Source organism: Streptococcus toyakuensis (genome assembly GCF_024346585.1).
In the GTDB taxonomy this organism is placed as follows: Bacteria; Bacillota; Bacilli; order Lactobacillales; family Streptococcaceae; genus Streptococcus; species Streptococcus toyakuensis.
Genome location: NZ_AP024523.1, coordinates 878,589 through 890,278, shown reverse-complemented (window position 1 = coordinate 890,278; position 11,690 = coordinate 878,589). Strand labels below are relative to the sequence as shown.

14 protein-coding genes are annotated in these 11,690 nt (G+C 42.4%); all 14 read right to left on the bottom strand.

Annotated elements, in window-relative coordinates; all coding sequences use genetic code 11:
- The 14 genes from STYK_RS04645 to STYK_RS04580 all read right to left on the bottom strand — a co-directional run bounded on the left by STYK_RS04645 (position 1) and on the right by STYK_RS04580 (position 11,688).
- A complete protein-coding gene (locus STYK_RS04645) occupies positions 1-588 on the bottom strand; it encodes a TlpA family protein disulfide reductase (RefSeq protein WP_063641737.1) in 588 nt (195 codons plus the stop codon).
- A 330-nt stretch (positions 589-918) separates the two neighbouring features.
- Complete coding sequence (locus tag STYK_RS04640; protein WP_049550008.1) at positions 919-1,905, bottom strand: PhoH family protein; 987 nt, start codon at positions 1,903-1,905, stop codon at positions 919-921.
- A gap of 80 nt (positions 1,906-1,985) precedes the next feature.
- Positions 1,986-2,201, bottom strand: coding sequence for a YozE family protein (locus STYK_RS04635; protein ID WP_001232084.1), 216 nt, complete (start codon positions 2,199-2,201; stop codon positions 1,986-1,988).
- Between the two features lie 23 nt (positions 2,202-2,224).
- Positions 2,225-2,803 carry a GrpB family protein gene (locus STYK_RS04630; protein WP_261805324.1) on the bottom strand — a complete coding sequence of 193 codons (579 nt, stop codon included), beginning with the start codon at positions 2,801-2,803 and terminating at the stop codon, positions 2,225-2,227.
- 11 nt (positions 2,804-2,814) lie between these two features.
- On the bottom strand, positions 2,815-3,669 hold the full coding sequence (gene cvfB / locus STYK_RS04625) for an RNA-binding virulence regulatory protein CvfB (protein WP_001095466.1): 855 nt from the start codon (positions 3,667-3,669) through the stop codon (positions 2,815-2,817).
- Between the two features lie 59 nt (positions 3,670-3,728).
- Positions 3,729-4,286 carry a ribosome recycling factor gene (gene frr / locus STYK_RS04620; RefSeq protein WP_001262235.1) on the bottom strand — a complete coding sequence of 186 codons (558 nt, stop codon included), beginning with the start codon at positions 4,284-4,286 and terminating at the stop codon, positions 3,729-3,731.
- A 7-nt stretch (positions 4,287-4,293) separates the two neighbouring features.
- Positions 4,294-5,031 carry a UMP kinase gene (gene pyrH / locus STYK_RS04615; protein ID WP_000002996.1) on the bottom strand — a complete coding sequence of 246 codons (738 nt, stop codon included), beginning with the start codon at positions 5,029-5,031 and terminating at the stop codon, positions 4,294-4,296.
- An 83-nt stretch (positions 5,032-5,114) separates the two neighbouring features.
- A complete protein-coding gene (trmFO, locus tag STYK_RS04610) occupies positions 5,115-6,449 on the bottom strand; it encodes a methylenetetrahydrofolate--tRNA-(uracil(54)-C(5))-methyltransferase (FADH(2)-oxidizing) TrmFO (protein ID WP_261805323.1) in 1,335 nt (444 codons plus the stop codon).
- Positions 6,450-6,633: 184 nt separating this feature from the next.
- A complete protein-coding gene (gene rsmI / locus STYK_RS04605; RefSeq protein ID WP_261805322.1) occupies positions 6,634-7,512 on the bottom strand; it encodes a 16S rRNA (cytidine(1402)-2'-O)-methyltransferase in 879 nt (292 codons plus the stop codon).
- A 2-nt stretch (positions 7,513-7,514) separates the two neighbouring features.
- Positions 7,515-7,832 (bottom strand): DNA replication initiation control protein YabA, encoded by a 318-nt coding sequence (gene yabA / locus STYK_RS04600; protein ID WP_000358228.1) that lies wholly within the window; start codon positions 7,830-7,832, stop codon positions 7,515-7,517.
- Between the two features lie 39 nt (positions 7,833-7,871).
- Positions 7,872-8,762: a DNA polymerase III subunit delta' gene (locus STYK_RS04595; RefSeq protein WP_261805321.1), complete on the bottom strand. Its 891-nt coding sequence runs from the start codon at positions 8,760-8,762 to the stop codon at positions 7,872-7,874.
- On the bottom strand, positions 8,759-9,397 hold the full coding sequence (gene tmk / locus STYK_RS04590; RefSeq protein ID WP_173233913.1) for a dTMP kinase: 639 nt from the start codon (positions 9,395-9,397) through the stop codon (positions 8,759-8,761). Before tmk ends, STYK_RS04595 begins: the two co-directional genes overlap by 4 nt.
- A 227-nt stretch (positions 9,398-9,624) precedes the next feature.
- Positions 9,625-10,422: a pyrroline-5-carboxylate reductase gene (gene proC, locus STYK_RS04585; RefSeq protein WP_261805320.1), complete on the bottom strand. Its 798-nt coding sequence runs from the start codon at positions 10,420-10,422 to the stop codon at positions 9,625-9,627.
- A gap of 3 nt (positions 10,423-10,425) precedes the next feature.
- Positions 10,426-11,688: a glutamate-5-semialdehyde dehydrogenase gene (locus STYK_RS04580; protein WP_261805319.1), complete on the bottom strand. Its 1,263-nt coding sequence runs from the start codon at positions 11,686-11,688 to the stop codon at positions 10,426-10,428.
- Positions 11,689-11,690 lie beyond the last annotated feature (2 nt).

Sequence of the window (11,690 nt, the reverse complement as noted above, 5' to 3'; positions counted from 1 at the left end):
TTAGTTTAGCAGTTCTTGTAACTCTTTCGAGAAATTTTCAGCAGTGGTATGATTTACTAATACATTCTTTACCTGTTGCTGTTTTGTCACAAGATACATACTTGGTATGGTTTGAACCTGTAAAAGATCGGCTGCGAACTGATCTTCGTCATAATAATACGGGAAAGTATATCCTTTTTCTTTGATATACTGATCAGCAGTTTCCTTTGTTTCTTTTCCTGGTTCGTTCATATTCAGAAGAACAAAATGAATTTGATCTCCATACTTTTCATACATCTGCTGAACAATGGGTAGTTGTTTCTGGCAATGCGGACACCAACTAGCCCATTCGACAACTAATATAGGTTTATCATACAGTTCCGAGATAGCAATCAATTTTCCATCTTGAGAGGTCATTTTAAATTCTGGAAGTTGTTGACCTTTTAAACTCAAAGCTGAATTGTTCTCATCGCTTGAAGTCGATTGCGAAACTGAAGACGTTCCTATATCTCCATCCTTAGTGGGTCTAGTGAAATAAATTAAACCCACCGCTAAAGCTATGATGACTCCTACTGCTAAAAATGGAAGCCACCACTTGTCTTTTTTCATAATATCTCCTTTCTATTAAGATGTGAAAGCGAGTTAGGTACTTTCAAATTTTGGACATAAGCCCACTCTAACCCAAATATCATTTTATCATTTTGAAATCTTTATTTCAATAAAATTTATCGTAATTTTTCCTATTAATTGCTAAGGAAATTAAGAAAAAATAAAATTTATAATAAGTTAACTTAAATGTGGAGGTTTCAGCACTAATATTTCTAGAATTTTACCAACATCAGATTAGAATCATCATTATTCTGTATATAATAAATTAGCCATACAACTTTTTATACAGGGCAACTTAAAAGCAGTTCGCATCTGAACTGCTCTTTTTTGCTATTCTGTCTCTTGGTTCTTTTCTTCAACCTTAACTGGAGCGGGTTCATAAGCTCGAATAATCTGAGCGACAACCGGATGGCGAACCACATCCTTAGCTGAAAAATGAACAAAGTCGATTTGGTGAATGTTCTTGAGCTTTTCTTGAGCATCAATCAAACCGGACTTAACATTACGTGGCAGGTCAATCTGACTGATATCCCCATTGACAATCATCTTCGAATTAAAGCCTAAACGAGTCAAGAACATCTTCATCTGCATGATAGTCGTATTTTGCGCCTCATCGAGAATGACAAAGGCATCATCCAAGGTCCGTCCACGCATGTAGGCGAGGGGCGCGATTTCGATAATTTCACGCTCCATGAGACGGGTCGTTTGGTCTTTCCCGAGAATCTGATACAAGGCATCATAAACTGGTCGAAGATAAGGATCGACCTTCTCCTTAAGATCACCCGGAAGAAATCCTAGACTCTCGCCTGCTTCCACTGCCGGACGAGTAAGGATAATCCGCTTGACTTGCCCACGTTTAAGGGCAGTTACTGCCAAAGTCACTGCAAGAAAGGTCTTCCCTGTCCCTGCAGGTCCGATTCCAAAGGTCACATCATGCTGTTTGACACTGTCCACATAAAGCTTTTGACCCAAGGTTTTGACACGGATAGGCTTCCCAGTATTATCCTTGATAATTTCTTCTTCGTAAAGGGCGACAAACTTGTCAATTTCATCGTTTTTGACCATGCTAATCGCAGTCACCACATCTGGCGTGCCAACGGTCATTCCACGATTTACCAAGACCATCAAAGCCTGAATAACCTGACGGGCTTCCTCACAGGCAGCTTCTTCTCCCAAAACCTGCACAATCTCCGTACGGGCATGAATCACCACATCGAGCTCTTCTTCCATCAAACGAAGATGGCGCTCATTGGAACCAAAAAGATGGAACAAGTCATCTGGGTGACTTAGTTGAATGTCTATTGAATGTTCCTTCAAATAAAGAACCTCTCTAATCCGTTTATTTCTTTATATTATAGCAAAGAGAACAATAAAATACTAGCCTCATCTCATTGTCTCTAGTGTTCTAAGTATTCTTGCCAGATAGCGTCAAAGTCACCTAGGTTAAAAGAGAAACTGGCATGCTCCTCCAGAAAGCGACTCACCTCATCAAAATCATCTGTATGTTTTGGAAAAGCTGACTCTTCAAAAGCGAGGTCTGCCAAGATGGCTTTAGGGCTATTACTTTTAGGATTGCGCTCGGTCATGAGCCAAGTGTAAAATGATTTTCTCAATTCTTTCTCCTATCAAGAGTTTTTTAATGACACTTTTCTGATTCTTGAAAATTACTGGACTTAGCCTCTGAAACGTAGTGGTTTATAAAATCTGTTTTAGCATCTGTATAGGCGTCTCGATTGTGTTCAAATTTTTTCCACAAACTTAGTTTTAATTCCTGATACGCTTGGGCAATATCTGGATGCTGGCAGAGATAATCTCTAAAATAAATCTCGTCATGATCTCCCGTCATTCGCAAATGTAAATGAAAAACTTTCTCAGCAAATCCCTGCTCTGTATATCCTTTATTTAGCGAAATCCTGTTAGGACTCTCCGACATCACTAGCCACCCATTCTTCACCAATAAATCCCTAACTCTTGCTAAATCCTCTATTTTACCTACTTCTAACAGAATATCAACGATATTTTTGGCCCAAATATTAGGGATAGCAGTGCTACCGATATGTTCTATTCTTTTAATAACATTTGCACCCAATATTTTTTTCAGATTTGCTTTTTCCGATTCATACCAGTATTTCCACTCTGGCTTGTGCTCTACTAAAAAAATCGGAAAAAGTTGCCAGAGTTCCTCTAAACTCATTTCTTCAAGTTTCTTTATCATGTCTATAAGGCCTAAATCAACTCTGTCCCAAACTGATCTTGCTTGATTTTGCCAGCCTTCATCAAGCCACCGAGTGCTTTCTTGAACTGACCTTTAGAAATACCAAAGGTTGCTTTGATATCATCAGGAGATGACTTATCATTTAAAGTCATGAAACCGCCATTGCTTTCCAAGTAAGTCAGAATCATTTGTGCATCATTTTCCAACATCTCAAAAGAACGCGGTTTGAGAGAAAGATTAAGAGTGCGGTCAACCTCTCGGAAACCAATGACACGCGCATCTAACACTTGCCCTAAACGTGGCTCTGCATAGCGCTCACTTGGGTGAATGAAACCAAGCATGTTATTCTCTGGCAGATAGACAAAGGTCCCTGACAGCTTGAGGCGGTAAACAATGGCTGGCCAGTTTTGGTTCTGCATATTGTTGTAGGCAGGACGAGCCAGACGTTGGAAGTCTTCTTGATAAGCCAAGAGTCCCCAGATTCGGTCTTTCTTGTCCACTTCAAGGCGGATGTAGAGTTTGTCACCCTTCTTAGGCCAGAGTTCCTTGAACTCAGGGAGGATATCGAGTGACACAACGATTTCCTTGTCAGGTAGACCAGTATCGACAAAGACACCCAAATCCTTACGAACTTCTGTTACGGTTCCCCAACCAAATTGGTCCTGAGTGGCAGTCACTTCTAAGGTTGTCAGGCGGAGTTTTTGATTCATATCCGTGTAGGCGAAACCTTTGACCGTATCCCCTACTGTATGTTGACCTTCTTCCTTAGCAAGAGCATAGGTCTGACCATCCTTTTGCACAAAGTAAAAACGGTCATTTTCATCGATGATGAGTCCAACGATAAAACTTGCAAGATTTGTATTCATATTTCCTTCTTTCGAATAAAACTCAGCCAGCAATGCCAACTGAGTTTTTCTGTTTATTTTTAGACTTCCAAGATTTCTTTTTCTTTATTGGCTGTCATGTCGTCGATGTGTTTCACAGCGTCGTCTGTTACTTTTTGAATATCTTTTTCAAGAGTCTTCAATTCGTCTTCAGTGATTTCTTTTGCTTTTTCTTGCTTTTTAGCTTCGTCCATAGCATCACGACGGATATTGCGGACAGCCACTTTAGCATTCTCACCGACCTTCTTCACTTCTTTGGCAAGGTCACGACGAGTCTCTTCTGTAAGAGCAGGGATAACCAAGCGGATCACAGAACCGTCATTAGCTGGTGTAATACCAAGATCAGAAGCGTTCAAGGCACGTTCGATGTCTTTCAATGAAGACTTGTCAAATGGTGTTACCAACAAGACACGCGCTTCTGGAATAGTAATTGAAGCGATTTGGTTAAGAGGAGTTTCGACTCCGTAGTATTCTACGTGGATACGGTCTAGCAAGCTTGCGTTGGCACGACCGGCACGGATACCACCAAATTCACGAGCAAGTGATTGGTGAGACTGGGTCATTCTCTCTTTAGCTTTTTCTACAATTGCATTAGCCATAATTTTCTTATTCCTTTTCTTCGATATTGTTTGAAACTGTTGTTCCAATATTTTCACCAAATACGACACGTTTGATGTTGCCTGGTTGGTTCATATTGAAGACAACCAAGTCAATGTCGTTGTCCATAGAGAGGGTTGAAGCAGTTGAGTCCATGATACGAAGACCTTTATTGATAACGTCACGGTGGGTCAATTCTTCAAACTTAACGGCAGTTTTGTCTTTCTTAGGATCGGCATTGTAAACACCGTCTACCCCATTTTTAGCCATAAGGATGGCATCCGCTTCGATTTCAGCTGCACGAAGGGCAGCTGTTGTATCTGTTGAGAAGTAAGGTGAACCAATCCCAGCACCAAAGATAACGATGCGGCCTTTTTCAAGATGACGAAGGGCACGTCCACGTACGTACGGCTCTGCCACTTGTTGCATGGCAATGGCAGTTTGCACACGCGTATCGACACCAACTTGCTGCAATGAATCTGCCATCACAAGAGCATTCATCACGGTCCCAAGCATTCCAGTGTAATCGGCCTGAACGCGGTCCATTCCTGCTTCTGCAGCAGGTTCTCCACGCCAGAGATTTCCTCCACCAATAACAAGGGCAATTTCGATACCTAAGCTATGAACTTCTTGAATCTCTTTTGCGATTGTTTGAACTGTCTGGATATCAATCCCTACGCCACGTTCACCGGCAAGGGCTTCACCTGATAACTTGATTAAAATACGTTTATACTTGGGGTTCGCCATTTTTACTCTCCTTTTTTTATCCTACCTATTTTATCACAATTTCTAAGATTTTTATAGTATCATGAGCAATTCTTTCAAAAAAATTAAACCGTTAAAAATTCCTCTAAGTCGGTAAGAGCACGCTCTGCAATTTTTTCATAACGAGCTTTTTTATCACGGATACGCTCGCCTTCCAATTCCTTGATAATCCCAAAATTGACATTCATTGGTTGGAAATGTTTGCTGTCCGCATGAGTGATGTAATGAGCTAGACTTCCAATCGCTGTGGTCTCTGGGAAGATAGCTTCACTTTCACCCTTAAAGAGACGAGCTGCGTTAATACCTGCAACCAAGCCTGAAGCTGCTGACTCAACATAGCCTTCCACACCCGTCATTTGACCAGCAAAGAAAAGGTTTGGTTGTTTCTTAGAACGATAGGTTTGTTCTAGCAAGTTCGGTGAATCCATATAAGAATTGCGATGCATGACCCCATAGCGAACAAACTCCGCATTTTCAAGACCTGGAATCATTTGGAAGACACGCTTTTGTTCTCCCCATTTGAGGTGGGTCTGGAATCCAACGATATTATAGAGACTACCAGCCGCATTATCCTGACGGAGCTGGACAACCGCATATGGAGTTTTGAAATCTCCATCACGAGGGCCTGTGTAGTCATCTGGATACTCCAGACCAACTGGTTTCATGGGACCATAAAGCATGGTTTTAATGCCACGCTTGGCCATGACTTCGATTGGCATACATCCTTCAAAGTACTTTTCTTTTTCAAAAGAATTCAGCGGTGCTTCTTCAGCATTGACCAAGGCTTCATGAAAATCCATAAATTCTTGCTTGGTCATGGGCGCATTGAGATAGGCCGCCTCTCCCTTGTCATAACGAGACTTGAGATAAACCTTGCTCATATCGATGGTGTTGACATCGATAATCGGTGCTGCCGCGTCATAGAAATAGAAGCCATCGCCGTCATTAAGGTCATGAATTTTTTCAGCTAGGGCATCGCTGGTCAAAGGACCAGTAGCGACAACCGTAATAACATCCGTCGGCAATTCTGTAATTTCATCACGAACCACTTCAATCAAGGGATGATTGGCCACTTTTTCGGTCACCATTTGAGAGAAACCATCGCGGTCCACCGCAAGGGCTCCACCTGCAGGAACACGTGTAGCTTCAGCAGATTCCAAGATAACAGAACCCAAGCGACGCATTTCTTCCTTGAGAAGCCCAACAGCATTTGTCAGAGCATCTCCACGAAGAGAATTGGAACAAACTAACTCTGCAAAATTGTCTGTTTTGTGCTGAGGTGTTGACTTGACACCACGCATTTCATAGAGTTTAACTGGAATACCACGTTCTGCGATTTGGTAAGCAGCTTCAGACCCTGCCAAACCTGCTCCGATAACATTGATATAAGATTGAGACACGACACTAATACCTCTTTGGGAGTGTGAAGACAAGGTTCACATTGAAAAAGCCAATCAAACTTAAGAGTTTTCGAATTTCTTGGATCAGGCTGAAAAAGTCCCCGGACTTTTTCACTCCCACAAATCTTTCTATTTTTTCTTCTACTAGTATAACAAAAAAAGGGAAGAAGGCAAACTTCCCTGTTTAGTCATTTTCTTGGTTTTCTTCCCAGTCGTGATAGGCAGCGTAGAGTTGACTTTTATTCCACTGGTAAATCTTAGCGACTTCCTTGATAGCTTGATTTTTCTTCATACCATGTTGGATGCGGGCTTGGATTTCTAAGAACAAGTCTTCCTCGTCTTTTTCCTCCACATCCTGACTGGCACCTTCAACAATGAGAAGGCATTCTCCCTTAAGTGGCGTTTCAGCGATGCTTTCCAGCAATTCAGAAATGGTACCTCTTTGGTATTCTTCATAGATTTTGGTCAATTCCCTGACCAAGACGACCGAGCGGTCACCGTAGACTTCTAGCATATTTTCTAACGTATCTGACACACGATGGGGAGATTCATAGAAAATTTGAGTTTCAGGATAGTCTTTTTTCGAGTCGAAAAATTGCTTTTGCTGACCTGATTTTCTCGGTAAAAAGCCGTAAAAGATATGTGGCTGTGGCGCTAAACCACTAGCGATCAAGGCAGAAATTCCTGCAGAGGCACCTGGAACTGTGACAACAGCAATATCTTCCTCAATAGCTGCCTTAACCAAATCATGACCAGGGTCTGAGATGCTTGGCAAACCTGCATCCGATATTTGAGCAATACTTTGCCCTGCTTTCAGGAAACTAATCAAATCAGGAATCTTTTCCTTGGCATTGTGCTCATGAAAACTGATCTGCTTTGTAGAAATGTCAAAATGCTTGAGCAGAAGTCCTGTATTACGCGTGTCCTCAGCAGCAATCCAGGCCACCTCTTTCAAGGTCTGAATAGCTCGAAAGGTCATATCATCTAGATTGCCAATCGGCGTTGCCACTAGGTACAGCTTGCCGTAGGGAGACTGCCCCTTAAAACTTTTTTGAATTTGCATGCCTACTCCCTGTATAACAACTCATCACAGAACATACATTCCTCGTCCTGCTCTCGACGTTGTCCATAAAAATCATTACATACGTGAAATCCATCACGGTAAATGCGACGGACACTTTCGCGAACATGTTTAGCCTTGACGGGAGCGTCTGCTTCCACCTCACCCAAGCGTTCGCGCAACTTACTATTTTCCAAGCGAAGAGCTGTATTTTCTTCTACTAGGCTCTTGAGATTTTTCTTGATGGCTTCCACATCGGCCAAGGTTACCAATAACTGTTGGGAAAAATCATCTAGCGCGTCAAATAATTCTTTTTTGTCCATAAAACAGCCCTTTCCTTTCTTTATCATTCATTTTTGAGTTTATATTTCTTTCAAGATCAAATATTCCATGGCATTTTGAAAGCTGACATTAGCTTGCCACATTTTTCTAGCTTCTAGCAAATCTTGTAGAATCACTCTAACTCTTGCTTGTAGGATATCTTGTCCACATAGAACTTCAAGAATCCGTAAAACCTGATCTTGTTTTTCCTTGTCATCTGCCAAGTTCGCTAATTTAGCAACCTGCAAATAACTTTCTTTTTTCTTAGCCACTAACCAAATCAGCAGGCGTTCACTTTCATCGACTAAGGTCCAAAAACTTGCCTGATTAGCCAACTTTTCCGCTTCAGCTCGCGATTGACTAAACTGGGCTAGGAGAGTCGCTTTTTTCTTAACCAACCCCATTTGTTCTAAGAGTAAGATGAGCTTCTCTTCCTGCTTTTTAAAGTGAAAAATTTGCGTCCGACTTCGGATTGTAGGTAAGATCTTTTCCTCATCGCTGGTCAAGAAGAAAATGTAAACCTCACTCTGGGGTTCTTCGATGACCTTGAGCAGAGAATTGGCTGCGTTAGGATGCATTTTCTCAGCTTGCTCGATAATAAAGACCTGTTGTTGGCTTTCAATCCCTGCTTGAGAAAACTGCCCCACCAATTCTCGAATCCGTTCTGTCTTGATGACCTGATTAACTGGCTTAATCAAGGTGACATCAGGAAATTCTCCCTGTTCAATCAGCTTACAATTTCGGCAGTTTTCACATGGTAAAACGCCTACTTTATCCGTACAAAAGAGGCTCTTAGCCAAAAATTGCGCCATTTCCAAGCTTCCAAAGAAACCTGAAAAGAGATAGGCGTGATTGAGCTGGTTTTGTTCTAGAATACGGACAAAGCGGTCAAACTGGGCTGGTTGCCAAGCCTTTAGTTGATCTTGTTTCATTTGGCCAAGCCCATTCTGTCAAACAAGACAGCCTTGGTAGTTTCCACAACCTGCTCCAATGGAAGACTAGCATCAATCTTGACAATACGATTTCCTTCTTTTTCCAAGAGAGAAAGATAACCTTTACGAACTTTTTTATGCAAGTCCAACCCTTCCAAATCCAAACGATTAACCTCGCGGTCACTATTAGCAGCAATACGAGCCAGTCCTTCTTCGACCTCGATGTCAAAATAGAGTGTCAAATCAGGTTTGAGTCCATCTGTCGCAAAGTGATTGAGCCAATCAATGGCGTCAATATCCAAGCCACGACCAAATCCCTGATATGCAACGGAACTATCGATGAAGCGGTCCATAATGACCAACTTGCCAGCTTCAAGTGCTGGAAGAACTTTTTCCACCAAGTGCTGTCTGCGACTAGCAATATAAAGAAGCAACTCTGTCTTCGCATCCATCTGAGTATGACTTGGATCCAGAATCACTTCCCGAATCTTCTCCCCAATCAAGACTCCGCCAGGTTCACGGGTCGTCAGCACCTCTACTCCTTTTTCCTCGAAAATTGGGAGCAGAGCCTCTAAAACACTGGTCTTGCCTGCTCCCTCTGGTCCCTCAAGAGAGACTAAAAATCCTTTTGACATGTCTAACTCATTTCTTTTTTACTACTTCTATTCTATCAAAAAAATAGGGGTTTGTGACAATCTTTTTGCTTCTCATTTCATACTCAATGAAAATCAAAGAGCAAACTAGGAAGCTAGCCGCAGGTTGCTAAAAACACTGTTTTGAGGTTGCAGATGGAAGCTGACGCAGTTTGAAGAGATTTTCAAAGAGTATCAACCACCATAAAAGAGGCAGACAAATCCACCTCTTATTTACCAAGTTTTTTAGTTCGTTTGTAGGCTTTAGTGACTGCCTCCATGACCGTTCCTCGAAAAGCATGCGCTTCTAGGCTTGCTACACCAGCGATAGTCGAACCGCCTGGGCTGCAAACTTGGTCTTTTAAGACCCCAGGATGCTCTTGGCTTTCTAAGACCAATTGTCCAGCTCCTACCACAGTTTGGGCTGCCATTTTCAATGCTGTTTCTCGTGGTAATCCCGTCTGAACCCCCGCATCCGCCAAAGCCTCAATAAAAAGATAGACAAAGGCCGGCCCACAGCCTGCAAGACCTGTCGCCGCGTCGATTAAGCCTTCTCCCAGTTCAACCAAGAGGCCAGCCTTGGTTAACAGCTGACAAAAGAGCTCACTGTCCTCAGTCCTGCAATTAGAAGACAAGGCATAACTAATCACTCCTTGTCCGATAGAAGCAGGGGTATTTGGCATCATACGAATAATTCTGTGGTGACTTGGTATAAGACTTGCTAGTTTTTCTAAAGTTAATCCAGCTGCCATCGAAATCAAAAGAAGACTTTCTCGTTTTTCAAGGATGGTCTGATATTGAGAAAGCAGTTCAGAAAACTGAGCAGGCTTCACTCCTAGAAAAATCACATCTGCTTCTGCGAATATTTTTTCATTGCTGGAAGCCTGACCACCAAAGTCTGCAATGAAAGCATCCACCTTGGCTTGGCTACGATTGGCAAGAAGAATGTCATCGCCCGTCTTGGCCTGCAAAACAGCCTTAGCCAAGCTAGCTCCCATATTCCCCAAACCGATAAATCCAATTTTCATCTCTTACTCCCTTATCTGACCATCACCCATAACCACATACTTGTAGCTAGTCAACTCTTTTAATCCCATTGGACCACGCGCGTGCAGTTTCTGAGTTGAAATCCCCATTTCACATCCAAGACCAAATTGGCCTCCATCTGTGAAACGAGTTGAGGCATTGACATAGACAGCTGCAGAGTCCACTTGATCTGTAAAGTAAGCTGCAGCTTCAGCATTTTCAGTTACAATTGCATCCGAATGATGGGTACTGTGAGCCTCAATATGGGCAACAGCTTCTTCTAAACTGCTCACAACCTTAACAGCTAATACATAGTCTAAAAACTCGGTGTCAAAGTCTTGTGCTTCAGCTGCGTGACCTGAAACAAACTGGCTTGCTTTGCTATCAAGTCGAAATTCAATTGGTCCCAACCCAGCTTCTTTACGCTCTGCAACTAGAACTTGCTCCAAGCGAGGAAGGAAGCTTGCTGCCTTGTCTTCATGAACAAGTAAAACCTCCATGGCATTGCAGACAGAAGGACGACTAGTTTTGGCATTGTTGATGATAGACAGAGCCTTATCTTTGTCTGTATCCTTGTCCACATAGATATGGACAATCCCAGTCCCGGTCTCGATAACAGGTACGATAGCATTCTCAACCACTGCATTGATCAAACCAGCTCCCCCACGAGGAATGAGAAGATCTAGATAGCCCTTTGCCTTCATCATAGCATAGCTGCTTTCTCGGCTAGTATCTTCCACCAGTTGAATCACATCTGGATGAATAGTAGTCGTCTCCAAGCCCTTTTTCAAGGCTGTGACAATAGCATGAGCTGTTTGATAGGCATCCTTCCCACTACGAAGAACAACTGCATTTCCACTCTTGAGAGCCAGAGCAGCCGCGTCAGACGTCACATTTGGACGACTTTCATAGATAATACCAATAACCCCCATAGCCACCCGTTTCTTGGTGATAACCAAGCCATTTTCAAGCTGATTGGTTTCTAAGACTTCACCTATTGGATCTGGTAAAGCAACCACTTCACGAATCCCTCTTGCCATCGTTTCTATACGACTTGCATCCAAATAAAGACGATCCAGCATCACATCTGAGATTTTACCCTTAGCAGCTTCCATATCAAGGGCATTGGCTGCTAAAATTTCCTCTGTAGCAGCCACTAAGTGATCAACCATGGCTAGCAAGGCTTGGTTTTTCACCTCTTCACTAGCTGTGTTGATTGATTTTTTAACAGCCTGTACCTGTTCAAATTGTTCTTGTGTACTTACCATAG